Genomic DNA, 24,839 nt, shown 5'->3' on the forward strand with positions numbered 1-24,839 from the left:
TTCCTTTATTTTCCTGAATCATTCACATAAATAACTTGATCAATTTTCCCTTCTAGCAAAATTTCCTCAGGTAACATCGTTTTCAATACAAACTGCTCTCCCTTAACTAATAACTGACCTTGCTTTAAGAGCAACCGTAACTCCTTATCAGAAAATTGAAGTAAACCGCGGTGATTTTCAATATAAATATGTATTTGTCCGATCATTGTAACTCGTGGAAGATCCATCATTACATCAGGAGGAAGCTCCATTTTTTGTGTTATCCATCTTTTCATTAGTTGTCTCAGTTTTTTCATAATAAAGGCCCCCCCTTTCAACTCATGTTTATGAAATGAAACCCGCTTTTAGCACAATAAACTTTCAAGGTGCCAGGGCGGTGTCCATAGAGGTTCCTGACCCCTCCATTAAATGGATGGACAATAGCTGAAAATGATATGGACAGCCAAAAAAAAGAAGCTAGCAGTTCGCTTAGCTTCTTTTCATATATGAGTACGTGTGTTTTTTCCTTGCCCGAGGCGGTCCGAGTATTTCGCCCCATATTAAACCATCGATCACTTTCTTTTTCGTCACGGAGTGCGCATTAATCTCAAGGTTTACAGAATGTGCTTTTATTTTTTTTTCTTGTATCTTTGGTCTATTCAGACTCGTAGGTTCTTTTTGTTCTTTTTTTCTTTCATCCATTTTTCGCAACTGTTCATAGTATGGATTTGTTTGAACATCAACTTCTATAGGTTCAGTTATCTCAAAATTGGTAGTCAATTCTTGTTTTCTATTCGTCTGCTGTTCACTTTCCACTTTCGGAAGTTCAAATTCTATTGTTGGCCAGTCAAGATTGGGATGAAATTCTTTTTTGGGTTTTGTTGGTTGTTCTGTACTTTGATTGGCGCGTTTTAAGAAACTTATTATCCCGCCAATGACGATAATAATGAAGGCTAAGTTTCCGAATATAAATTCGAACAAAGCGTCAATTCCCATTATTTTATTCCGTCCCCATCATCGTCATTTGACAATCTACCAATTGAATTTCTCATATCCGTATCTGCATCGATATTTCTAATATTCATGTAGTCCATCACGCCAATATTTCCGGACTTTAGAGCTTCTGCCATCGCAAGTGGAACCTTCGCCTCTGCTTCGACAACTTTCGCTTTCATTTCCTCTACTCTTGCTCTCATTTCTTGTTCTTGCGCAACCGCCATTGCACGGCGCTCCTCTGCCTTAGCCTGCGCTATTTTTTTATCAGCCTCAGCCTGGTCAGTTTGTAAACCGGCTCCGATGTTTTTACCAATATCAATATCCGCAATATCAATTGATAAAATTTCAAACGCTGTTCCAGCATCTAATCCTTTTGAAAGAACTGTTTGCGAAATCATGTCTGGATTTTCTAATACTTTTTTGTGATCTGTTTGCGAACCGATTGTACTTACGATTCCTTCGCCAACACGTGCTATAACAGTTTCTTCACCGGCACCGCCGACTAATCGATCTATATTAGCACGGACTGTAATTCTAGCCTTCGCCTTCACTTCAATCCCATCCATTGCGACGCCTGAAATAAATGGTGTTTCAATAACCTTTGGATTTACACTCATTTGGACAGCTTCAAGAACATCACGACCTGCAAGATCGATCGCTGCACAACGTTCAAAGCTTAATTCAATATTTGCTCGATGAGCAGCTATTAATGCGTTAACAACACGGTCAACATTACCACCTGCTAAGTAATGACTTTCAAGTTGGTTTGTATTTAGATTAAGCCCTGCTTTTACTGCTTTAATTAACGGATTAATCACTCGACTCGGAATAACACGACGAAGCCTCATACCAATTAACGTAAAGATACTAACTCTTACACCAGCTGCTAATGCAGAAATCCAAAGCATAACTGGAACGAAAGTAAATAAAATCGACAACGCAATTATGATTAAACCAATTAAAATAATTAAAAATATCGTTCCTTCTGTAATCATGTACCATTCTCCTTTTATTCATTAATTTCTCTAACAACAATCCTTGAACCCTCAGTTTTTATAATTTTAACTTTTTTCCCTTTTCCAATAAAACCACCTTCAGTAACAACATCTATACGCTCTTCATTAAAAATTGCGGTTCCCGATGGTCGTAATGGAGTAGAGGTCATACCCTCAAGCCCAACTAAGTCTGAGCGATTTGTATTGGAAACATAACCTTTATCACTACTCGTGGCATCGAACAGTATCAACTTCTTAAAAATTCCTTTTTCATAACCGAAAAATTTAAACAATATGACAGACCCTATTATTGTAACTAATAATGCTACTAATATTGAAAAAATCATATTCCCAATATTATCTGTTGCCAATAACAAACTTGTTACGATTGATCCGACACCAATAAACCCCATAATTCCTCCTGGTACAAAAAATTCGAGGACAATTAATATTATACCAATAACAAGTAATATAATCGATTCCATACCAGCCAACCCCGCAACCATATGTCCATAGAAAAATAAAATTAAAGCTGATAAACCCATAAAGCCTGGTACCCCAAAACCAGGGCTATAAAGCTCCATCACTAATCCTAAGCTTCCAATAGAAAGTAGAATTGGAACGACATAAGGATTTGTAATAAACCGAGCTAACTTTTCCGCAAAGCTTACATCCATTTGCTCTATCGTTGCGCCAGATAATCCCAAGTATTCTAACAACTCGGAACGAGTGCTTAAAATCTGCTCACAATAGCCTACTTCTAAAGCCTGCTCAGCAGTTAGTGTTAATAAAGACCCTTTTCCAGCTCCATACTCAGGTAAATCAATATTTTCGTCAGCCATTGCTAATGCATATTTTGGATCCCGTTTATTCAGCTCTGCTGATGATTTCATATCTGCAAACCATGCAGATTCTGCTTTTTTCCCAGCTGTGTTTCCTTGCAGATCGATAATTGCCGCTGATCCCATTGTTGAATGTGGCACCATTACAATTTGATCGGCATTTAATGCTAAATAAGCACCCGCTGATTTGGCAGTATTATTAATAAACGCAGTCGTCGGGATTTTTGTTTCTCTCATCCTTTTCGCAATTTTTTCTGCAGCATCAACTGCTCCACCTGGTGTATTCATTTCAAACACAATATAACTTGCACCAATTTCCTCAGCCTCATCAATTGAGCGGTCAATGAACGACGCTAAGCCTTGCTCGACTGTATCTTCAACCGGGATAAAATAGACAATTTGGTCATTTTTTGCGCCGGAATAATTTACATTAAAATTAAAAATAAATAGCAATAAAAATAAAAAAAGCAAACTGGAAATTTTTTTCAACCCATGAACACTTTTTTTCACTTTTCATCCCCCCTTCTTATATAGTTTATCAGTTGTTCATTTCCTATTATGTAATACGTAAAATAATTTAAAAAGGTTTCATTAAAAAACGACATCAATTAAATTGATGTCGTTTATCTCATAAAGTATTATGATAGATGTTTCAAAACTAGGCGATTGACAATTGAGCCGTCGGCTTTACCTTTAACCTTAGGCATTATTGCTCCCATCACCTTCCCCATATCAGCTTTTGATGACGCGTTCACTTCGGAAATTGTTTGTTTAACAATTTCTTCAAGCTGTTCCTCAGAAAGCTGCTCTGGCATATAATTCATTAAAATTTCAATTTCTACTTTAAGTTTATCCGCTAAGTCGTTTCGACCTGCATTTTCGAACTCAAGGAGGGAATCTTTACGTTGTTTTACTTCACGATTAAGAACGGTTAATTCTTCTTCTTCAGTCAAGTCTTTTCCAAGCTTGATTGCCTCATTTTGGATCGAAGACTTCACCATTCTAATAACAGAAAGCTTATCTTTATCTTTAGCTTTCATCGCTTGCTTCATATCGTCATTTAGACGGGTAAGAAGACTCATAAAAAACACCCTTCCTTAATACTTACGCTTCCTAGCAGCCTCAGATTTTTTCTTACGCCTTACACTAGGTTTCTCATAAAATTCACGCTTTCTTGCTTCAGAAAGTGTTCCATTTTTAGAAACGGATCTTTTGAATCGACGAAGTGCATCCTCAAGTGATTCATTTTTACGAACGCGAGTCGTTGACATAACTATTTCCCTCCCTCCGAAAAACCAATAACACCAAACATGCTTATACTTATAATAGAAAAAACATGTCTTTTGCCATTATATAATAAGGAATGAGCTTTTTCAACTAGTAAGCAAATAATTATACTAGGCATACCACGAAGATCGTCGTGTTTGTCGAACGATAATAGTCATGCTAAGAGCACCTTGTCCATACAATTTGTTGAGGACGGTGATGATAAGGTGATTGAAATTATTACATTATTTGCCGTATTCTTAGCAATTTTTATATATGGTATGACTGTTATGAGAATCGGCCTTTATAATCTCTCCCACCAAAAACTGCGGGTAATTTTATTAAAAATGACAAATACACCTTTTAAAGGGATGCTTATCGGTACGATTGTAACTGCAATTTTACAAAGTAGTTCTGCTGTTATGGTTATTACAATAGGCTTTATTGCGGCTGGATTATTATCTTTCAAACAATCGATTGGGATAATTCTTGGAACAAATATCGGCACAACCCTTACAGCAGAATTCTTAACGTTTGATTTATTTTATTCAATTTTTCCATTATTAATCATTGGAGCAATTTTACTATTAACAAATCATTTAGTGTCTTTTAGCAGTGGTGCTATGCTATTTGGATTAGGATGTCTATTCGTTGCGATGAATGGTTTTGAAAACTTAGCTGATCCATTAATGACCATACCTGTTGTCCACACCTCAATTGCACTCGCCAATGAAAATGGTTTAATCGGTATTGGCCTTGGTACACTCTTAACAGCAATTATTCAATCAAGTACGGCTACAACAGGGATTATTATGGGATTTATGAGTGAGAATTTAGTAACTCTTCCCTCTGGAATTGCCATTATATTTGGAGCTAATATCGGTACATGCATAACCGCCTTTATCGCAAGTATTGGTGCTAATAAAGAAGCCAAGCTTGCAGCATATGCACATATTTGGCTTAACATTTTAGGCGTTACATTATTCTTCCCATTTATATCATTTCTCGGAAAATTTGCGGAGGCATTGACTTCATTACCAGACGTACAGCTTGCCCATGTAAGTCTAATTTTCAATTTACTATCTTCAATTATTGCTTTGCCACTTGCTGGATTATTAGCAGCATTTATCGTCCGTATTCACGGTAAAACTGCGTGATTGAATATACAGAACATTAATAACTACTATCAGATTGTTCATCATTTACAATTGCAATTCCAGAGCTTGCACCAATTCTAGTAGCTCCGGCTTCTATAAGGGTAAGGGCTGTTTGACGATCCCGAACACCACCAGATGCCTTTACCCCAATTGTCGGACCTACAGTTTCGCGCATCAACTGAATGTCGAAAGCAGTAGCACCACCAGTTGAAAATCCAGTCGATGTTTTAACATAATTAGCCCCAGCTTTAACAGCTAATTGACAAGCTCGTACCTTCTCCTCGTTTGTTAACAAGCTAGTTTCGATAATCACTTTTACAAGTGCTTTCCCACGTGCTGAATCAACTACAGCGCGGATGTCATTTTCAACTACTTCATCTTTTTTATCCTTCAATGCTCCGATGTTTATTACCATATCTACCTCTGTTGCCCCTTTAGATATTGCGTCGGTTGTTTCAAATGCTTTTGTTTCTGATGTCGTTGCCCCTAAAGGAAACCCAATAACTGTACACACTTTAACATCTGAGCCTTTTAGTAGGTTTGCTGCAGTTTCAACCCAATATGGGTTTACACAAACAGAATAAAACCCGTATTGTTTTGCTTCCTCACATAATTTTTCAATTTGATCCTTCCGAGTATCTGCTTTTAATGCTGTATGATCAATCATATTCGCAATATTTATTGACATTAATTTCCATCCTTTCTAAAACAGGCATAGGGAGTTCTTCCGATCCATCATGAACACCACATGCCTACTTTGCTATGAACTTAACTTCACTTCATTTTTTACATTATCATCAACAATGCGAACAAATTCCCCCATATTATAAGGGTACCCTGCCTTTGTAATTTTTACTTTTACAATTTGTCCAATCATATCCTCACTACCAGGGAATACGACTTTCAAATAGTTATCTGTATAACCAACAAATAAATTGTTAGCAGTATCGTCCTCTGTAAACTTTTCTTCAGGAATTACTTCAAGGACATCACCTTCGTAATTTGAAGCATATTCTTTAGCTAATTGATCCGATAGTTCGATCAGGCGATGAACTCTTTCGTTTTTTGTCTCTTCTTCCACTTGGTCTTCCATTCGAGCGGCAGGTGTGCCTGTACGCTTTGAATAGGGGAAAACGTGGAGTTCTGAGAATTTGTTATCACGGATTAAATTATAGGTTTCCATAAATTCCTCTTCTGTTTCACCTGGAAAGCCAACAATAACATCAGAAGTTATCGCAAGTCCTGGTAATGCTTCCTTCAAACGATTGAGACGCTCTACAAAAAATTCAGTTGTATATTTACGACGCATTCTCTTTAAAACGGTGTTAGAACCAGATTGCAATGGAATATGGATATGGCGGACAATTTTTTCAGATCGATCAATCACTTCAATGACCTCATCCGTAATCTGACTTGCTTCAATCGATGAAATCCGAATTCGTTTTAGCCCGCTAACCTTTTCATCAAGATCTCGTAACAGCTTTGCAAAGCTGTAATCCTTCATATCTTCACCATAACCACCAGTATGAATACCTGTTAGCACAATTTCCTTATATCCAGCATTAACTAATTGTTGTGCTTGTAATATAACATCCTCCGGTTTACGTGACCGTAATAAGCCTCTAGCCCATGGAATTATACAAAACGTACAAAAATTGTTACATCCCTCTTGAATCTTCAAAGAAGCACGAGTTCGGTCTGTAAATGACGGAACATCCAACTCTTCAAAGATCTTTGCTTTCATAATATTCCCTACACCATTAATCGGAAGCCGTTCCAGATTAAATTGTTCAATATATTCAAGAAGCTTTTTGCGGTCTTGTGTACCGACCACGATATCGACTCCAGGAATGTCCAATACTTCAGCAGGTGAAGTTTGGGCATAACAACCAGTTACACACACTACAGCATCTGGGTTTTTTCGGATTGCTCTTCTTATAATTTGTCGACTTTTCTTATCTCCTGTATTTGTAACCGTACAAGTATTGATCACATATACATCCGCAATTTTTTCAAAATCAACTCGCTCATAGCCAGCATCATGAAAAAGCTGCCAAATTGCTTCTGTTTCATAATGATTTACTTTACATCCTAATGTATAAAAGGCCACTGAAGGCATACATTAATCACCCCAACAATTCAGTATGATAGGAAACAGCTGCTAGTATATATAAAGGGGCTGTTTCGGTTCTTAAAATTCTCGGACCAAAACTGCAAGAAATAAAACCATTTTCTCGTAAAGCTGACACTTCTTGATCGGTTAAGCCACCTTCAGGTCCAATTACTACTAATAAAGAGTCACCTTGCTTTAGCTCACGAAGAGTCATTGATAAATTTCTCATTTCCCCACGCTTTGCATCCTCCTCAAAGGCTACAATCTTATGGGTAAAATTGTTACTTTCCTTAATAATTTCACTAAATTTAACCGGCAGATTTATTTTCGGAATTTTGTTCCGGTATGATTGCTCTGCTGCTTCCTTAGCAATTTTCGCAAGTCGTTCTACCTTTTTTCTACCTTTTTTTTCATCCCACTTTACAATTGAGCGCGATGCAAAAAAAGGCAGAAATTCATTTGCACCTAGCTCTGTTCCTTTTTGAACAATATATTCTAATTTATCCCCTTTTGGCAACCCTTGAGCTATCGTCACAAGAACAGGTAACTCTCGGTTCTCATCCATCCATTCTACTATAGTGACAGAAACAAAGTCATCAGTTATTTCTTGGATTTTCCCTACAGCTACTTGTCCATTTTCAGTACAGCAAATTATTTGATCTCCCTGCTTCATCCTCATGACATGTAAAATATGATGGGCATCCTCTTTGCCAATTATAACTTTAGCATCAACGATCTGATCGATATTGACAAAATATCTTTGCATGAACAATCACCCTCTTGCTTTTATACAAATCTACCTACAATTACGACCCAGTCATCCAATTGCTTCGTTTCAATTATGTCAAAGCCTGCTTTCTTTATTTCTTCAAGTACGATATCTTTTTTATTTTTAATAATCCCAGAAGTAATAAATAACCCACCTTTTTTAAGGTTATTTGCTGCAGCATCAATGAATAAAAGAATGATCTCTGCTAATATATTTGCAACGATAATATCTACTTGTCCTACGACATTATCTAACAAATTGTTTTGTTTAACCGTAACAATTTCATCAACTTTATTAAGCTTCACGTTCATCAAAGCACTATTCACTGATACTTCATCTAAGTCATAAGCATCTACATGCCCAGCACCTAATTTAGCAGACGCTATGCTTAAAACGCCAGAACCTGTCCCTACATCGATAACGTGATCCTCTTGTTTTACTACTTTTTCTAGAGCTTGAATACATAGTACTGTAGTAGGGTGGGTTCCCGTACCAAATGCCATACCAGGATCTAGCTCTATCATAATTTCATCATCACTAATTGGCTCATACTCTTCCCATGTTGGGACAATAGTAATTTTTTCAGAAATCTTGACAGGGTGGTAATATTTCTTCCATGCATTTGCCCATTCTTCTTCGTGTACTTCATTTACATTTATGATATTATGACCAATGTCAATATCATACTCCCGTAAAGTATTGATCTTATTTTTTATTACATGAAGTGCTTGTTGAAATAAATTATTCGCCGGTAAGTAAGCTTTAATCAAGACCCCTTCTTTAGGGTAGTCAGCTGGATTTAATGAATAAATTTCACCATATACATTTTCCCGTTCTTTACTTAATTCCGCTGGATCTTCAATAACAACTCCGCTTGCACCTTCGTCATGGAGAATAGCAGAAATCGGTTCTACTGCCTCTTGTGTAGAGTGAATCGTAATTTCCATCCATTTCATATGTTTAAACACTCACTTTATATAAATTATAGTAAACAACCTAAAAATAAATGAGTCAAAACCGTTAGCTGACCGCGGACTTCAACTGTGCCGCTACGCTAAATCCTCGCTGCAGGGTCTCGATTAATCGTTATTCCACAGGAGTCTTGCGGTTTTGACTTCTTTGTTAAAGAATCAACATCTACAATTAATGGACTTATCCTTTAAACGCACGCTTTACCTTCGCAAAAAAGCTATCATCCTGTTCAGTTACATCATTGCCGCTTATTTCGGCAAATTCTCTAAGTAGTTCCTTTTGACGTGCATTTAAGCTGGTAGGTGTAATAACACGAATTTTAACATGCTGGTCACCTTGACCATAGCCTCTTACATTCGGCACACCTTTTCCTCGTAACCTGAAATTTGTACCAGTTTGCGTTCCAGCAGGTACTTTTAATTTTACTTTACCGTGTAACGTTGGTACCTCTATTTCATCACCAAGAGCGGCTTGTGAAAACGTGATTGGCATTTCGCAATAAATATCATCACCATCGCGTTCAAAAAATTCATGTTGTTTAATATGAAAAACAATAAACAAATCTCCTGGTGGTCCACCATTCACACCAGGTTCCCCTTGCCCAGATACACGTAACTGTTGGCCCTCATCAACTCCAGCTGGTATCTTAACATGAATTTTTTTTCGTTTTTTAACTTTCCCAGAGCCACCACATGTCGTACATTTATTTTTAATCATTTTCCCTGTTCCATTACAATAATTACATACACGGCGATTTACAATCCGACCAAATGGTGTATTTTGTTCAACATTTAGTTGCCCTGATCCATGACAATGCGAACAAGTTTCTGGCTTTGTCCCAGGCTTTGCACCGCTGCCGTGACATGTATCACATTCTACTTCCTTTGGAATTTCGATATCTGTTTCTTTACCAAAAGCTGCGTCTTTAAAATCCAATGTCATCGTATATTGCAAGTCCGCACCTTGCCTAGGCGCATTTGGATCGCGTCTTCGAGATCCACCGCCACCGAAAAACATATCGAAAATATCGCCAAAACCACCAAAATCAGCACCATCAAAACCACCGAAGCCACCTTGGGTAGGACCTGCATGACCAAATTGATCATATTGGGCACGCTTCGTATCATCACTAAGAACCTCATAGGCTTCAGTAATTTCTTTAAATTTTTCAGTAGCATCCGCTTCTTTATTTACGTCTGGGTGATATTTTCTTGCAAGCTGCCGATATGCTTTTTTAATTTCATCTTTTGTGGCGCCTTTTGCAACTCCGAGTATCTCGTAATAGTCTCGTTTACTCATTTCATATCCACTCCCGCTTGTTTCACATAACGTATATATTATCATTCCACAGCCATTATACGCAACTTTAGAGCCATGATTTATGACTTTCACAAATAATCTATGATAACAGAAATAAAAAGGTCAAAGCCAAGACAGGCCTGACTTTGACCATATTTAACAATGAGTTATTATTTCTTATCGTCTTCATTTACTTCTGTAAACTCGGCATCAACTACATTATCGTCCTGGCCTGCAGCGCTTGAAGCATCTGCTTGGTTTGCTTGAGCTTCCTGCGCAGCTTGTTCATAAAGCTTTACGGAAAGCTGTTGAACAACCTCTTGTAACGCATCCTTTTTGGTGCGAATTTCATTTAAATCATTTTTTTCAATTGCTTGTTTTAATGCCTCTTTGGCATCCTCGGCTTTTTTCTTATCGGCTTCATCTACTTTATCACCGAGGTCCTTCAATGTTTTATCAGTCGTAAACACTAGTTGATCAGCTTCATTACGAAGCTCAGCTTCTTCCTTGCGTTTTTTGTCTACCTCCGCATTTTGCTCAGCTTCTTTTACCATACGATCGATTTCTTCATCAGATAAAGTTGTAGATGATTGAATTGTAATCGATTGTTCCTTACCAGTTCCTTTATCAACAGCGCGTACATTTACAATCCCGTTTGCATCGATATCAAACGATACTTCGATTTGCGGAATTCCCCTTGGAGCTGGTGGAATATCTGTTAATTGGAAACGACCTAATGTCTTGTTATCTGCAGCCATCGGACGCTCTCCTTGAAGAACATGGATATCAACTGCTGTTTGATTATCAGCGGCAGTTGAGAATATTTGTGACTTACTTGTTGGAATGGTAGTGTTTCGCTCAATAAGCTTAGTAAATACGCCACCCATTGTTTCGATACCTAATGATAACGGTGTTACATCCAGTAAAACAACGTCCTTTACATCACCAGTTAATACCCCACCTTGTATCGCCGCCCCTAATGCAACTACTTCATCAGGGTTTACACCTTTATGTGGGTCTTTCCCGACTTCTTTCTTAATAGCTTCTACTACTGCAGGAATACGTGTAGACCCACCAACTAAAATTACTTTATCTATTTCACTCTTAGAAACACCAGCGTCACTTATTGCCTGGCGAACCGGACCCATTGTTTTATCGACTAAATGAGCTGATAACTCATCAAATTTCGCGCGAGATAACGTCATTTCAAGATGTAATGGTCCTGCTGCTCCTGCTGTTATAAACGGTAAAGAAATTTGTGTTGACGTTACACCTGATAAATCTTTTTTTGCTTTTTCAGCAGCATCCTTTAAACGCTGTAAAGCCATCTTATCCTGAGAAAGGTCAATGCCATTTTCCTTCTTAAATTCAGTGACTAAATAATCTATAATAACTTGGTCAAAATCATCGCCACCAAGACGATTGTCACCTGCAGTAGATTTTACTTCAAAAATACCGTCACCAAGCTCCAAAATCGAAACGTCAAACGTTCCTCCACCTAAGTCATATACTAAAATCGTTTGATTTTCATCACCTTTATCAAGTCCATATGCAAGCGCTGCCGCTGTAGGCTCATTAATAATCCTCTCTACTTCTAAACCGGCAATTCTACCTGCATCCTTCGTAGCTTGACGCTCAGCATCATTAAAGTAAGCTGGTACTGTAATGACAGCTTTCGTTACCGTTTCTCCTAAATATTCCTCTGCGTAAGACTTTAAATGCTGCAAAATAATCGCAGAAACTTCCTGTGGAGTATATTGCTTGCCCTCTGCTTCAACCTTATGATCCGTACCCATATGACGCTTAATGGATTGTATTGTATTAGGGTTTGTAATTGACTGGCGTTTCGCTACTTCACCTACTTGACGTTCACCATTTTTAAATGCTACTACTGAAGGAGTAGTACGGTTTCCTTCAGGGTTTGGAATAACCTTTGGTTCTCCACCTTCCATTACTGATACACAAGAGTTTGTTGTACCTAAATCAATACCTATAATTTTACTCATAAAAAATCCTCCTCAATTTCTTCAATGACTTCTATTTATTCATTCTATTGATTAACTTTGACCATTGTAGGTCGGATAACACGATCCTTTAGCTTGTAGCCCTTTTGCAGTTCATCCACTACAATATTAGGACCATAATTTTCATCTTCTACCTGCATAACTGCTTGATGAACAGTTGGATCAAATTCCTTTCCAATTGCTTCTATCAATTCAAGGCCTTCGGTTTGTAAGGCATCTATTAATTGCCTGTAAATCATTTCCATTCCCTTGAGCAATTGAGCTGTAGCCTCATTTTGTGATTCTGTATTCAAACTTAAAGCTCTTTCAAAATTGTCAAGAGCAGGCAAAATATTCTCTATTAAACTTTGGGCACGGTATTTAGCTTGTGCTTCCTCATCTAACCGGACACGGCGTCGATAGTTTTCAAAATCTGCCTGTAAACGTAATAACCGATCTTGTTTTTCAGATAATTCCTTTTGTAATTGTTGAATTTGTAATTGCTCCTCGGAAACGTTTTGATGATCACCATTTTCTGTAGCATCTTCTTCATTACCCGTTTCGTTAGCATTTTGAAAGGTGGCTTCCTCTTCAACTGCTTGTTCATTTTGTTGAATCTCCATATTTTCCTCGTCTACTTCTTTTTCTTTCTGCGAATAGCTTTCATTGACCACTATGTTCGCCTCCTACAAGCCCTTTTTGGTAAAGGTGAGGGACTAGAACCCATTCCACCTCGTATCTATTAATCTTTGTCCTTAACAATATGACCATTACGATTTGTTTTGATACAAAGAAGTTAACACCTTCGTTAAATCCTGCGAAAAGATATTCAGCAATGTAATTACCCGCGAATATTCCATTCTCGTTGGCCCGATAATCGCAATTGATCCCATCGGCTCATTTCCTATTGAATAGGTTGCGGTTATTACACTACAGTTTTGCATTTCCTCAAGCTGATTTTCTTGGCCAATTTTGACCGTTATCCCAGCTGATTTCGATTTAAACAAATTATAAATTACACTTTCTTGTTCAATAAGCGATAGCAGGGAGCGTATCTTTTGAATATCATTAAACTCCGGCTGCGTAAACATATTTGTTTTCCCACCATAAAACACTTTTTCAGAAGTATTTGGACCAAATGTCCGCCTTATTAGTTCAAAAACCTTTTCATAATCACTTAAATGAGTTTTCAATACACCGGAAAGTTCTTTATGAATTTTACCCTGTAGCTCAATTAGCGGGCATCCTTTTAACTTTTCATTCAATATGTTTACGAGTTTCTCCAGTTCGGATGGATCCAAGCCCTCTGGCAATGACATTGTTCGATGCTCCACATGCCCTGTATCCGTAACGATTATGGCAACTACACTTTCACGTGTAAGTGGAATCATTTGTAATTGCTTTAGCCTTGTTTCAAGATGCTCAGGTCCTAATACAATCGTCGTATAATTTGTAAACTCTGATAAAAGCTGTGCAGACTTCTTTGCGACATTTTCAAGCTCATAGATTCTCGCATCAAAAAGAGATCGTATTGTTTCTAACTCTTCTTTTCTTAGAATTGATGGTGATAAAAGATGATCAACATAAAATCGATAGCCCTTTTCTGATGGTATTCTTCCAGAAGATGTATGTGTTTTCTCAATAAAACCCATCTCTTCCAAATCCGCCATATCATTCCGAATGGTTGCTGGACTAAATGAAATATCTTCTTTTTTTGCAATTGTCCTAGAACCAACAGCTTGTGCAGAGCGAATAAAATCATCAATTATCACTTGCAATACTAAAAGCTGACGTTCCGTTAACATAGAAGTATCACCCCTGTTAGCACTCATGTCTATCGAGTGCTAATTCTATAATATAAAGTACCAAAAACTAGCCTATATTGTCAATAAGCTTGCTCGATCATTTTATAAAAGCTTGGAAAACTTCGTTCCCCAAAAACAAACCCTTTCGTGTAAGTCTAATAAAGTCAACCGTATCCTCTATTAATCCCCGCTTCACCTGCTCCGCAATTTCCTCTTTAAAAACTGATGATAGATCCTTATTAAACTTCTCTTTAAACTGTTGTTTGGAAACTCCTGCTGTTTTCCTTAACCCTAGAAAAACTTCTTCTTCCATCTTTTCTTGGATGGATAAAACTTGTTCCTCTATAAAAGCAAATCCTGATTGTTGGATCAATGACAAATACTTATTTAAAGGACCTGCATTCGCTCGCCGAATTCCAGCAATATAACTATGGGCGCCTGCACCAATTCCATAATATTCACTATTATTCCAATACGTTAAATTATGGCGGCTTTCATATCCGGGTTTTGCAAAGTTACTTACTTCATATTGTTGATATCCGTGTATGGCCATCTCATCTAGAAGAATATCATACATCGTTGCCTCAACGTCTACAGTTGGTAAATCAAGCTGTCCTTTACGCATCAAATTGTAAAATACCGTTTTAGGTTCAACTTGTAATGAGTAGCAGGAAAAATGCTGAATATTTAATGAAAATGCTTGTTTTAGTGTGGCTTTAAAACGATCGATAGTCTGCCCCGGCAAACTGTAAATTAAGTCCACATTTACGTTTTGGAAACCAACTTGCTTTGCTAAATAAATTGAATGCATTGCATCATTACCACGATGTGTTCTACCAATTTTCTCAAGTAAATCATCATCAAATGCTTGAACGCCAATACTGAGTCGATTCACACCTGCATTCTTAAGAATTTGTAATTTTCGAGGAGATAATTCACTTGGATTCGATTCAAACGTAAATTCTAGTTCGCCATTAGTATATCGCGCAGTATGATTTTGAATACTTTGTAATAATTGTTCAAGTTGTTGTTCTGAGAGGGATGTTGGCGTCCCCCCACCAACAAATATCGACTTTATTGTTCGTGGCGGATACTTTAAAAATACATTCGTCATTTCTTGATCCAACGCTAATAAATAGTCATCTACCGGCTGGCTTTTGATATAAAACTTGTTAAAATCACAATAATGGCAAATATGTTCACAAAACGGAATATGGATATAAACAGACTCTAACATTCCCTCACTTCTCTCTATCAAAAAAGCTGTCCAAAAGTTCGCAATTAATACTTTTGTGCAGCTTCTTTTCATAATCCAGCTCAGACACCTAAGCCCCTCGGATAAAATATCTGTCGGGGCTAACAAAGGTGCTTCCGCTTTTTATTTGTTATCATCCATTCTTAATACTGCCATAAAGGCCTCTTGTGGCACTTCTACTGATCCAACCTGCTTCATTCGCTTTTTCCCTTCTTTTTGCTTTTCTAATAACTTCCTTTTCCGGGAAATATCGCCTCCGTAGCATTTGGCTAACACATTTTTTCTCATCGCTTTAATTGTCGAACGAGCAACAATTTTGGTTCCAATAGCTGCTTGGACCGGTACCTCAAATTGCTGTCTAGGAATTAGTTCCTTTAGCTTTTCAACAATTACTTTACCCCGGTCATAAGCAAAGTCACGATGAACTATAAACGATAATGCATCGACCTGTTCACCATTTAATAAAATATCCATTTTAACTAGTTTTGATTGCTTATATCCTATTAATTCATAGTCAAAGGAAGCATAACCCTTTGTACTTGATTTTAAAATATCAAAAAAGTCATAAACAATTTCTGACAAAGGCAATTCATATGTGATGTTGACCCTGTTTTCATCAAGATATTGCATATCGATAAAATTACCACGCTTGTTTTGGCATAACTCCATAACGGCCCCGACATAATCATTTGGCACCATAATTGCTGCTTTTACATATGGTTCGTAGATTGCTTCGATACTTTGTGGGTCAGGCATATTTGATGGATTTTCAATCGTTAACTCTGTCCCATCTGTCATAGTAACCTTATAAATAACACTAGGCGCAGTCGTTATTAGATCAATCCCAAACTCTCTCTCTATTCTCTCTTGGATAATTTCCATGTGTAAAAGCCCTAAAAATCCGCATCTGAATCCAAACCCAAGAGCTTGAGATGTTTCCGCTTCAAATTGTAGTGACGAATCATTTAATTCTAATTTCTCAAGTGCTTCACGTAAATCATTGTATTCCTTTGAATCAATTGGATACAATCCACAAAAAACCATCGGATTTAATTTTCGATATCCTGGTAACGGTTCGACAGCCGGGGTGTTTGCACTAGTAATTGTATCCCCTACTCTAGTATCACCGACATTTTTTATCGAAGCAGTTAAAAAACCTACATCACCAACAGTAAGTTCCTCACGAGGTACAGGCTTCGGTGTAAAAACACCTACTTCATTCACTTCAAATTCTTTACCTGTAGCCATCATCCGAATCTTATCGCCAACCTTAACCGTTCCATCAACAATACGAATATAAGTAACAACACCACGGTATGGATCAAATAAAGAGTCGAAGATAAGAGCCTTCAAAGGACCCTCGGGATTACCAGTAGGCGCTGGAATCTTTTCAACGATTTGCTCTAAAATCTCCTCGATCCCGATTCCAGCTTTTGCTGAGGCAAGGACAGCCTCTGAAGCATCAAGACCGATTACATCTTCCACTTCTTGGCGAACTCGTTCTGGGTCAGCACTTGGTAAATCGATTTTATTAATAACAGGTAAAATTTCTAAATCATTATCCAATGCTAAATATACATTTGCTAATGTTTGTGCTTCAATTCCTTGTGCAGCATCGACAACAAGAATAGCACCCTCGCAAGCTGCTAGACTTCTTGAAACTTCATATGTAAAGTCTACATGTCCTGGAGTGTCTATTAAGTGTAAGATGTATTCATTTCCATCCTTTGCCCTGTATAATAATTGAACTGCGTTTAACTTAATCGTTATTCCGCGCTCTCGTTCTAAATCCATTGCGTCTAATATTTGCGCCTTCATTTCACGCTGGCTAATCGCACTCGTTTTTTCCAAAATTCGATCTGCTAACGTTGATTTCCCATGATCTATATGGGCAATAATCGAAAAGTTGCGGATTCTCTTCTGACGCTCTTGCCTAGTTTCTTTATTCATTCAACAACCACTCCTACTACGTGAGCAAAATTCACTGAACTTGATTATATCAATAACAAAGATAGGTTTCAATTATGAATCTTAGTGCAGTGTTAGGATTATTTCCGGCTCAAATTTCCTAAGTTCATAAAATGATTAGAAAAAACCAGCATTCACTCTACTCTCAACAAAAAAAGTTGACCACATTTGCAAGTGTTTTGCACTGCTTGGTCAACCTTATCATCGCAAAAATTACAACCCAAATACAGTAATCAATTTATCAAATGCAACAATTATTAACCTAACAAGTTGTTGAAATAGTTCAGTAATAAAACTTGCAGCATGGCTTCCTAATTGCGAAAAAAAATGAAAAGCCTTCATCTCTTCTAATTTCTTTTGTTTTTGTTCAATATCAAAAGTGGAAAACTCACGTCCAAGGATAGACGCTTGAACTTCACCGGCATCATCTTTTTTTAACTGAAAGGCACTATCGAATGTATGGTCGTCAAACCCCTTCATTTGATGAAGCCCCTCATTTACTTGCTGCATTCCTATAAGTACTCCAAAAAATAAAGTAATGACTAAAAAAAGAAATTTCACTACAAATCTTTTCATGTTATCCCTTCCTATTGTTTACCCATTTACTTTTTCAGCTTGCCAATAATATTCGCTAAAAACCTCTGCAATTGCTTCGACAGAACGATAGACTTCATCCAATGAGTTTTCAATCCCACCCATTTCAATCAAAATGGCATTTTCAGATAAATCTTGGTTGAATTTTCCGTTTGTTCCAATTCCTTGTTTCTTCGTTACGCCACGACTTAATCCAGGATACTTTTCGTCCAATAACGTATGGAATTCAGTAGCTAGCTTTAAATTTTGTTCATATTTCGCGTGCTCCCCACCTATGACAAACATAGTCCTAGCATAATTTTCACCATTAATTTTAACTGTAGTAAATTCACGGGGCTGTGAATCACGATGAAGATCAAGAAAGTAGGTCAAGTCCCGATTGTTCGCAATTGCATCCTTCATCGCAGGTCGAGAAACATCATATGAACTATGGTAATCAATCCCTTTCTCTTGCAATTTGTTCGTAAAATCTGTTAGCTCAACTTGAACACCAATCCCGCGATTTTCCAATTCTTGTCCAAGCTTTTCAGCAACTTTTGTTACATTAACCTCATGGTGATATGCTTCGTTATCTTTCGTCCCTGGTGGCAAATGCGGTAAATATGATTCACGCGAATGCGTAGCATAAATATATACAACCTTTCTTCCCTTTGTTGTTAATACCGGCGGAGCGACAGGATCGTCCTTATTCAATTCTTCCAAGCTTTCAATCGATGCTTCTCGTTCCTGAAGAAGTACTTCCATTGGCGGTGAGGATTCATATGGCATATTTGTATAATTTGTTCCTTCACCTGCTACAATGATTTCACCATCAAAAAGAGAAAAACCAGGTAGTTCTCTTCCTAGCAAGCTTCGCGGGTCATCTGGGTTTATACTTGTTGCAAGTTCAAAAACAAGTGTACTAATTTTGATAGGCTGTCTCTCAGATTCATCAATTGATTGTGTAAAATACTGATTTTCAAATCCTAGTATTTGCGCAAAAGCAGCTCCGTCGAGTCTGTTAGCCCACTGGTTGATAGAAGATGACGAGATTCTGAATTCTGGCTTTAATGCCGTTAGTATCCCTGTTATGATAAATACCACCATTATTGCAATTGGCAATAAAATAATAGGCTTTATTAACGAATGACTATTAAATGAGACTATTAAGTTTTTCAAAACTACTCACCCTCTCAAAGCTAGTCTATTATCTTTTATGCCCTAGCTTTGAGAAATAGAACAATAGAATAGATATAGACGTGAAACCAATATATTATTAGTGAGTATATGCACCGTAATTATCTTGATCGACTTCATAGTGAAGTGCGGCATTTAGCCCGGCAGCAATAACATTTGCCATATCTTCAATAAAAACATCAACTTCTTTAGGTGTAACCATTAAATTATGACCAAGAGGAGAGAGGACTTCATGAATTAGTTTTCGCTTTTCTTCATCTGCAAGTGTTCCTATCATACCTAAAAAAGAACGGCGTTGATCTTCACTAGGTAAATCTTGCTCCGTTAAAGTCTTTGTTTTCCCAAATGATAATCCTGCCGGTACTAATGATCGGCTTGGCCGATCCCCTTCCTTTAACTCACGACCGAAATGCTTAAGAATAAAATCGATCGTATCACTTGTAATCGAGACTGCATCGACAACTGTGGGAATACCGATTGCTATCACAGGAATTCCTAGCGTGTCTTTACTCAATTCCTTTCGCTTATTCCCTACGCCAGAACCCGGATGAATACCAGTATCAGAAATTTGGATCGTTGAGTTTACACGTTCTAGTGACCTAGCCGCCAATGCATCGATAGCGATGACAAAGTCTGGTTTCGTCTTCTCAATCACACCGTGTATGATATCGCTTGTTTCAATACCCGTAATCCCCATAACACCTGGAGCAATTGCACTGACAGAACGGAAGCCTTCTTCTACCGTTTCAGGCTGTAAATCAAACAAATGCTTCGTTATTAATAAATTTTCGACTGCAATCGGCCCTAAGGCATCAGGGGTAACATTCCAATTTCCAAGTCCAACAACAAGACAGCTATGTTCATCTTTTATTCCAATTTGTTTCATGAATGAAGTAAATTCCTTAGCGAATACCTTTTCTACTTCTTCCTGAAGGTCAGTATCTTGTTGACGGATTCCTTGAACCTCAAGAGTTAAATACTTCCCGGGTTTCTTCCCTAACCCTTTTGTACCAGCTTCTGTAATTTCAACTTCAATGACTTTTATATTCCCCACCAATTTTTCTTTTATTATCACACCTTCTACTGTAGATTTCTTTTGTTTCCTTTCGGTTTGCTCAGTTACCATCATTTCATGTGCTTCAATTGCCAAATCAGTTCGTACATTATATTTGGATAAATCTAAAGATTTGTTCATCTCGTTCATTTACTGATCCCTCCTAGTAAATCGGAAATACTGTTAAAATTTAGCATATCCGTTTAAGAAATAAACATGCATGACTTAAAAATCAAATAGATGTAAAATCCAATAGAAGCTATTGCAATACAACAAGCACTTTGGTAAAATATTGTTTGTTCTATGTAAAGCCTTATCGGCTTATCAGGAGGTGAAAGAAATGCCAAATATTAAATCAGCTATTAAACGAGTAAAAGTTAACGAAGGTCGTCGTGCTCAAAATATGTCTGTAAAATCTGATATGCGTACATCAGTTAAAAAAGTAGAGACACTTGTTGTTAATAATGATGTAGAAAATGCTAAGAGTGCCTATATCACAGCTGCTAAAAAGCTTGATAAAGCAGCTCGCAAAGGTCTTATTCATAAAAATGCTGCAGCTCGCCAAAAATCACGTTTAGCAAAAAAATTAAATGCATTGAATGCTTAATTCACACATATTAGAAGGACACGGGCCTTCCGTTTTCATTAGCGGAGTCGATGTCCTTTCTTAAAAACAAAAAGAAGCGTGATTAAAACGCTTCTTTTTTATTTTCATTATTAAGTCCAAGAATAAATAACTCTAGCAAAAGCTTTTTATCCATTTTACCGGTTTTCATTTTATAATCTGCCTCAGCCAAATCAGCAATGATCCTTACTAGCTCCTGCTCGCTAAATTGTTTACCTTGCTCTAGTGCACGCTTTACTCTAAATGGGTGTACTTTTATAAATGTCGCAGCTTGACTTTGCCCATATCCTCGTTTAGACAATTCTTTTACTTGATAAATCAATCGAAACTGTCCAGAAAGCAATGATAAAATCTTAATTGGTTCCTCTTTTTGTTCAATTAAATCATTCAAAATTGTGAATGCTTCTGCTTGTCTTCGAGTAACAATCATATCAATAAGTGCAAATATATTTTCTTCAAGGGTCCTCGGTACTATGACTTTTATTACCTCTTCATCAATTAATTCATCATCTCCAATGTATAAGATCATTTTATCGATTTCATTTGCTAATAGCATTAGCTTGGTCCCAACAATTCTTAAAAGAAGTTGTGCTGCTTCATCCTTAATTTGTTTTTGTCCATTTTTCACCCTACTTTTAATCCAGGTTACCAACATTTTCTCATCCATACTCGTTGCAAAAAGAACATCACCATGAGTTTTTATAAGCTTCACAATCTTTTTTCGTTCATCTAACTTTTCATAACGAGCAACAAAAATTACAACTGAATCTGGAGAGGGATTAATTATATAATTTTCTAGTTTTTTTAAATTATGTTCAATTTTATTTTTATCCTTTTGCGCGGTCAAAAAAATTGGCTCCTTTATAATGACAACCCGTTTTTCACCAATAAACGGAAGTGTTTCGGCATCTTCTAGTGCAACCTCTAACGGCACTTCGTTTAAATCAAAGACAGATACATTAAACTCTCTTTCATCTTCAGGGATAACTGTATCTACTATTAAATCTAAAGTTTCATTAATTAAATATTCTTCTGTTCCATATAATAAATATAGTGGAGCTATTTCGTTTTTTTTAATTTTTTTATGTAATTCATTTATTGTCATAACTTTTCACCTCAAGAAATCCGTTAATTCTATGCTAGACGGTTCTCATCATTTTGACAAGCGATTTATGTGAGGTGGAATGAATAATGGGGAAGACTGAAAATACAGTCCTCCCTTTATGATAAACGTTAAAGCTTGAGCCCCGGGATACTCAATCTTTAACGATTGTAACGTTGTATTCTTATGATGCACGATAATAATCGAAGTATATGTGACAACTCTTGTCAGCTGAGGAAAAACAATAATGACTTTTAGTTAACATGTAGATTTTTTTTTTGGATTAGCTTATACTAAAATGGCATATAGGAGGGGATTCAAATGAACGAATTTGAAAAAAATGTACAAAGCAAACGTAATGATGCCGTTGATTCCGGTGTTGGCTTTATCGTTTCTTTTGGATTTTTTGCAACAATTTTTATTATCGCAACTGTAATTAGTGTGTTAGGCTAACACATTGGGAAAGGGGACTGCAACAAAGCAGTCTTTTTTTCTTTGCTAATCTAATAATCAATAGTATTATACTGTATCCTATGGTAGCTTCCTTGTAAACGTTCCTTGATTTTCGTTAAATGTAAAACAAATTGCACCGTGCTTATCTGTTCGTAAAATCTGAGTATGTTGCCCTTTTAACAAATTTATTATTTCGGAGTGCGGATGCCCAAAACGATTCGATTCACCTACTGATAATAATGCATATTTAGGACTTAACCGTTCAATGAATGATTTTGAACTTGACGTTTTACTACCGTGATGACCTACTTTTAATACATCAACTGTTAGATTTGGAAATTGCGTCAATAATCTGGACTCTCCTTTTTCTTCAAGGTCACCTGTAAATAACCATTTATAACCACCTAATATTGTATAAATAACAACAGAACGATTATTTTTCGACTTCTCATCTCCATAGGGACTAAGCACATAAAACTGATAATTTTCGATCGCCCACCCATTCCCATTTTTCACCTGGGTAATTGGAATATTTTGGTCCTTAAAATACTTGTATAGCTGTTTTTCCTCATTATCGATCTCACCAAGACCAATCACTACTTCATTAACTTTCACATAATTGATGACGCTCCTGGCCCCACCGATATGATCGGCATCACCATGTGTTAATACGAGTTTATTTATCGTGCGAATTCCTCTTGCTTTTAAATATGGAGTCACAATATCCTCGCCAATATCAAAGCTTTTTTCTTGTTTTTCCCAATCTTGTTGTTCAAAGGAAGTTCTCCCACCAGTGTCAATTAAATAAACGCCTTTCCGATAAGGCAACTCTATTAAAATAGAGTCTCCTTGACCAACATCAATCATTGTTAGTAAGCCATTACTTGACATGTGTGGTGACCACCAATGATATAGAAAAAGAAATAACAACAATAGAATTTCTCTTTTGAGTTTGGAAATCCGCTTATGTTTTTCCCATCCTAAAAGAAAAAAAATGATTACTCCGTAATATAATGCTAATAGCCAAACTCTAGGTTTCCCAAATCGCAACGTAAGAGGTACATAGTTATCTACAACTTCGAGGAAAAAATAGGATGCATCTAAAATAACAGCTAGCGCCATTGTGATGATTACACCGATTGGTTCAAATAAAATATAAGCAAAATATGCGATAAATGAGAGCGGTAATATAATCAGAGAGATAAAGGGCACAAAAATAATGTTTAGCGGCAAGCTTAGAAGGGAAATTTCGTAAAAGTAATATAGTAATAACGGGACAGAAACTAATTGAGCAACCATTGTAACTGCCAATAGTTGTTGGATTCGACTTTCATACAAAGAGAAAATGAATGCAGCCGATACAATGAGAGCAAAGCTAACTAAGAAAGATAATTGGAAGCCTATTTCAAATATATAATAAGGATTTATTGCAATCATTATTAGAAATGCCAGACTTAATGCATCTAGTGGGCTGATTTTAGCTTTGAATTTTAGAGATAGAAGAAATAGCAATGTCATTAAACATGCCCTTACAACAGAGGGTGCGGCACCCGTAATCACAATATATAATGGTAGTGATAGTAATAGGATATTAAAACTATCCTCTCTAGTAACCCCAATACGAATTAACACATAATAGCTTGCTGCTACGACAAGCCCAACATGTAGACCGGAAATTGCTAGCAGGTGAATGATTCCAAATTTCTGAAAGTGGTCTAGTACGATTAAACTAATTTCATCCCTTTCTCCAAAAATCAATGCTTGAACAATGCCTACTGTTTTTTCCGGAAAATTTTCCTTTATAAAGGATAGTTGGTTTGAACGCCATTTTTGCAATAAATAATGGTTGGATTCCACCGCGGAGCATTGGGAAGGTAAAATACGATTCGGGGTAAGAGTCCAGTGAATATGCTTGTGAAATAAATACTGTTTATAATCAAAAGCATAAAAATTTCTTGCCGTCCTAGGTTCATTTAAATGACCAGTAAACCTACAGCTCATACCAATGTGTAAACTATGCAAAGATTGAAGCTCTTCTTCATTTTTGATTTGATAAAATACTTGGAGTTTTTCTTTCGTGGGAAGCTGATAAAAAAAAGACATTTGATTGCCATCAAATTGGGGGATCGAAGTTATAACTCCGCTAAAATGCTTATCATTTACAGTTAAAGTGGAATTGTTTTTGTCATCAACAAATTTGAAGTTTAAACTAAATAAAACGAATACAAGAGTACATACAATCAAGACCTTGGGATCTATTCTTTTAGTAATCAGCCAAATAAAGTAACTAAAAACTATGGCTAAACCAACGATTATAGATTGAAAAAAGGCAGCCAAAGTCCCTAGTAGAGCAGCTAAGGCAACATAAAACCAATTCCCTTTCAAGTAGGCCACCTCTCTATTTTAAAATTATTTC

The 24,839-nt window shown here is 36.8% G+C and carries 24 protein-coding genes; 3 read left to right on the forward strand and 21 right to left on the reverse strand.

Annotation, left to right across the window (positions count from 1 at the left end; genetic code table 11):
* Positions 1-5 precede the first annotated feature (5 nt).
* The 6 genes from yqfC to rpsU form a co-directional block, all read right to left on the reverse strand.
* On the reverse strand, positions 6-299 hold the full coding sequence (gene yqfC, locus D612_RS0112535) for a sporulation protein YqfC (RefSeq protein WP_026092491.1): 294 nt from the start codon (positions 297-299) through the stop codon (positions 6-8).
* A 169-nt stretch (positions 300-468) separates the two neighbouring features.
* Positions 469-975, reverse strand: a complete 507-nt coding sequence (locus D612_RS0112540) for a hypothetical protein (RefSeq protein WP_017755830.1) — start codon at positions 973-975, stop codon at positions 469-471.
* Positions 975-1,970, reverse strand: a complete 996-nt coding sequence (gene floA, locus D612_RS0112545; RefSeq protein ID WP_017755831.1) for a flotillin-like protein FloA — start codon at positions 1,968-1,970, stop codon at positions 975-977. Before floA ends, D612_RS0112540 begins: the two co-directional genes overlap by 1 nt.
* A 14-nt stretch (positions 1,971-1,984) precedes the next feature.
* Entirely contained in the window at positions 1,985-3,322 is a 1,338-nt protein-coding gene (locus D612_RS0112550) for an NfeD family protein (protein ID WP_017755832.1), read from the reverse strand.
* 128 nt (positions 3,323-3,450) lie between these two features.
* Positions 3,451-3,894, reverse strand: coding sequence for a GatB/YqeY domain-containing protein (locus D612_RS0112555; RefSeq protein ID WP_017755833.1), 444 nt, complete (start codon positions 3,892-3,894; stop codon positions 3,451-3,453).
* 15 nt (positions 3,895-3,909) lie between these two features.
* Complete coding sequence (rpsU, locus tag D612_RS0112560) at positions 3,910-4,083, reverse strand: 30S ribosomal protein S21 (RefSeq protein WP_017755834.1); 174 nt, start codon at positions 4,081-4,083, stop codon at positions 3,910-3,912.
* 222 nt (positions 4,084-4,305) lie between these two features.
* On the opposite strand from rpsU, the gene D612_RS0112565 reads away from it, so the two are divergent.
* Entirely contained in the window at positions 4,306-5,235 is a 930-nt protein-coding gene (locus tag D612_RS0112565) for a Na/Pi symporter (protein WP_017755835.1), read from the forward strand.
* A 16-nt stretch (positions 5,236-5,251) separates the two neighbouring features.
* On the opposite strand, the gene deoC is transcribed toward D612_RS0112565, so the two are convergent.
* The 13 genes from deoC to gpr form a co-directional block, all read right to left on the reverse strand.
* Complete coding sequence (gene deoC, locus D612_RS0112570; protein ID WP_017755836.1) at positions 5,252-5,923, reverse strand: deoxyribose-phosphate aldolase; 672 nt, start codon at positions 5,921-5,923, stop codon at positions 5,252-5,254.
* A gap of 72 nt (positions 5,924-5,995) precedes the next feature.
* Positions 5,996-7,354, reverse strand: coding sequence for a tRNA (N(6)-L-threonylcarbamoyladenosine(37)-C(2))-methylthiotransferase MtaB (gene mtaB / locus D612_RS0112575; RefSeq protein WP_017755837.1), 1,359 nt, complete (start codon positions 7,352-7,354; stop codon positions 5,996-5,998).
* A 7-nt stretch (positions 7,355-7,361) separates the two neighbouring features.
* On the reverse strand, positions 7,362-8,114 hold the full coding sequence (locus tag D612_RS0112580; protein WP_017755838.1) for a 16S rRNA (uracil(1498)-N(3))-methyltransferase: 753 nt from the start codon (positions 8,112-8,114) through the stop codon (positions 7,362-7,364).
* Between the two features lie 20 nt (positions 8,115-8,134).
* Positions 8,135-9,073 carry a 50S ribosomal protein L11 methyltransferase gene (gene prmA / locus D612_RS0112585; RefSeq protein ID WP_017755839.1) on the reverse strand — a complete coding sequence of 313 codons (939 nt, stop codon included), beginning with the start codon at positions 9,071-9,073 and terminating at the stop codon, positions 8,135-8,137.
* A gap of 196 nt (positions 9,074-9,269) precedes the next feature.
* Positions 9,270-10,388: a molecular chaperone DnaJ gene (gene dnaJ, locus D612_RS0112590; RefSeq protein WP_017755840.1), complete on the reverse strand. Its 1,119-nt coding sequence runs from the start codon at positions 10,386-10,388 to the stop codon at positions 9,270-9,272.
* A gap of 170 nt (positions 10,389-10,558) precedes the next feature.
* Complete coding sequence (gene dnaK, locus D612_RS0112595) at positions 10,559-12,394, reverse strand: molecular chaperone DnaK (RefSeq protein WP_017755841.1); 1,836 nt, start codon at positions 12,392-12,394, stop codon at positions 10,559-10,561.
* Positions 12,395-12,438: 44 nt separating this feature from the next.
* Positions 12,439-13,014 carry a nucleotide exchange factor GrpE gene (gene grpE / locus D612_RS0112600; protein WP_026092493.1) on the reverse strand — a complete coding sequence of 192 codons (576 nt, stop codon included), beginning with the start codon at positions 13,012-13,014 and terminating at the stop codon, positions 12,439-12,441.
* Positions 13,015-13,161: 147 nt separating this feature from the next.
* The gene (hrcA, locus tag D612_RS0112605; RefSeq protein WP_017755843.1) at positions 13,162-14,196 is read right to left on the reverse strand and encodes a heat-inducible transcriptional repressor HrcA; all 1,035 of its coding nucleotides are present in this window, start codon (positions 14,194-14,196) and stop codon (positions 13,162-13,164) included.
* Positions 14,197-14,293: 97 nt separating this feature from the next.
* Positions 14,294-15,433 carry a radical SAM family heme chaperone HemW gene (gene hemW, locus D612_RS0112610; RefSeq protein WP_026092494.1) on the reverse strand — a complete coding sequence of 380 codons (1,140 nt, stop codon included), beginning with the start codon at positions 15,431-15,433 and terminating at the stop codon, positions 14,294-14,296.
* Between the two features lie 141 nt (positions 15,434-15,574).
* Positions 15,575-17,401, reverse strand: coding sequence for a translation elongation factor 4 (lepA, locus tag D612_RS0112615; RefSeq protein ID WP_017755845.1), 1,827 nt, complete (start codon positions 17,399-17,401; stop codon positions 15,575-15,577).
* Between the two features lie 231 nt (positions 17,402-17,632).
* Positions 17,633-17,995, reverse strand: coding sequence for a YqxA family protein (locus D612_RS0112620; protein WP_017755846.1), 363 nt, complete (start codon positions 17,993-17,995; stop codon positions 17,633-17,635).
* Positions 17,996-18,013: 18 nt separating this feature from the next.
* On the reverse strand, positions 18,014-19,171 hold the full coding sequence (spoIIP, locus tag D612_RS0112625; RefSeq protein WP_017755847.1) for a stage II sporulation protein P: 1,158 nt from the start codon (positions 19,169-19,171) through the stop codon (positions 18,014-18,016).
* Between the two features lie 97 nt (positions 19,172-19,268).
* The gene (gpr, locus tag D612_RS0112630; protein ID WP_026092495.1) at positions 19,269-20,384 is read right to left on the reverse strand and encodes a GPR endopeptidase; all 1,116 of its coding nucleotides are present in this window, start codon (positions 20,382-20,384) and stop codon (positions 19,269-19,271) included.
* Between the two features lie 199 nt (positions 20,385-20,583).
* On the opposite strand from gpr, the gene rpsT reads away from it, so the two are divergent.
* Positions 20,584-20,850 (forward strand): 30S ribosomal protein S20, encoded by a 267-nt coding sequence (gene rpsT / locus D612_RS0112635; RefSeq protein WP_017755849.1) that lies wholly within the window; start codon positions 20,584-20,586, stop codon positions 20,848-20,850.
* Positions 20,851-20,932: 82 nt separating this feature from the next.
* On the opposite strand, the gene holA is transcribed toward rpsT, so the two are convergent.
* Complete coding sequence (gene holA / locus D612_RS0112640; RefSeq protein WP_017755850.1) at positions 20,933-21,973, reverse strand: DNA polymerase III subunit delta; 1,041 nt, start codon at positions 21,971-21,973, stop codon at positions 20,933-20,935.
* A 318-nt stretch (positions 21,974-22,291) separates the two neighbouring features.
* Between holA and D612_RS19090 the strand changes: the two genes are divergently transcribed.
* Entirely contained in the window at positions 22,292-22,423 is a 132-nt protein-coding gene (locus D612_RS19090; protein WP_017755851.1) for a YqzM family protein, read from the forward strand.
* A gap of 78 nt (positions 22,424-22,501) precedes the next feature.
* On the opposite strand, the gene D612_RS0112650 is transcribed toward D612_RS19090, so the two are convergent.
* Positions 22,502-24,808, reverse strand: a complete 2,307-nt coding sequence (locus D612_RS0112650) for a DNA internalization-related competence protein ComEC/Rec2 (protein ID WP_017755852.1) — start codon at positions 24,806-24,808, stop codon at positions 22,502-22,504.
* Positions 24,809-24,839: the final 31 nt, after the last annotated feature.

Source organism: Calidifontibacillus oryziterrae, from assembly GCF_000331575.1.
Classification (GTDB): domain Bacteria; phylum Bacillota; class Bacilli; order Bacillales; family Bacillaceae_J; genus Calidifontibacillus_A; species Calidifontibacillus_A oryziterrae.

Excerpts from the sequence above, each read along its gene's own strand:
- D612_RS0112620 (WP_017755846.1), bottom strand. The coding sequence starts at position 17,995 with ATGAAAAGATTTGTAGTGAAATTTCTTTTTTTAGTCATTACTTTATTT.
- dnaJ (WP_017755840.1), bottom strand. The coding sequence starts at position 10,388 with ATGAGTAAACGAGACTATTACGAGATACTCGGAGTTGCAAAAGGCGCC.
- hemW (WP_026092494.1), bottom strand. The coding sequence starts at position 15,433 with ATGTTAGAGTCTGTTTATATCCATATTCCGTTTTGTGAACATATTTGC.
- gpr (WP_026092495.1), bottom strand. The coding sequence starts at position 20,384 with ATGAACAAATCTTTAGATTTATCCAAATATAATGTACGAACTGATTTG.
- prmA (WP_017755839.1), bottom strand. The coding sequence starts at position 9,073 with ATGAAATGGATGGAAATTACGATTCACTCTACACAAGAGGCAGTAGAA.
- hrcA (WP_017755843.1), bottom strand. The coding sequence starts at position 14,196 with ATGTTAACGGAACGTCAGCTTTTAGTATTGCAAGTGATAATTGATGAT.
- grpE (WP_026092493.1), bottom strand. The coding sequence starts at position 13,014 with ATGGAGATTCAACAAAATGAACAAGCAGTTGAAGAGGAAGCCACCTTT.
- D612_RS0112555 (WP_017755833.1), bottom strand. The coding sequence starts at position 3,894 with ATGAGTCTTCTTACCCGTCTAAATGACGATATGAAGCAAGCGATGAAA.
- holA (WP_017755850.1), bottom strand. The coding sequence starts at position 21,973 with ATGACAATAAATGAATTACATAAAAAAATTAAAAAAAACGAAATAGCT.
- floA (WP_017755831.1), bottom strand. The coding sequence starts at position 1,970 with ATGATTACAGAAGGAACGATATTTTTAATTATTTTAATTGGTTTAATC.
- D612_RS0112540 (WP_017755830.1), bottom strand. The coding sequence starts at position 975 with ATGGGAATTGACGCTTTGTTCGAATTTATATTCGGAAACTTAGCCTTC.
- dnaK (WP_017755841.1), bottom strand. The coding sequence starts at position 12,394 with ATGAGTAAAATTATAGGTATTGATTTAGGTACAACAAACTCTTGTGTA.
- mtaB (WP_017755837.1), bottom strand. The coding sequence starts at position 7,354 with ATGCCTTCAGTGGCCTTTTATACATTAGGATGTAAAGTAAATCATTAT.
- rpsU (WP_017755834.1), bottom strand. The coding sequence starts at position 4,083 with ATGTCAACGACTCGCGTTCGTAAAAATGAATCACTTGAGGATGCACTT.
- D612_RS19090 (WP_017755851.1), top strand. The coding sequence starts at position 22,292 with ATGAACGAATTTGAAAAAAATGTACAAAGCAAACGTAATGATGCCGTT.
- lepA (WP_017755845.1), bottom strand. The coding sequence starts at position 17,401 with ATGAATAAAGAAACTAGGCAAGAGCGTCAGAAGAGAATCCGCAACTTT.
- deoC (WP_017755836.1), bottom strand. The coding sequence starts at position 5,923 with ATGTCAATAAATATTGCGAATATGATTGATCATACAGCATTAAAAGCA.
- D612_RS0112580 (WP_017755838.1), bottom strand. The coding sequence starts at position 8,114 with ATGCAAAGATATTTTGTCAATATCGATCAGATCGTTGATGCTAAAGTT.
- rpsT (WP_017755849.1), top strand. The coding sequence starts at position 20,584 with ATGCCAAATATTAAATCAGCTATTAAACGAGTAAAAGTTAACGAAGGT.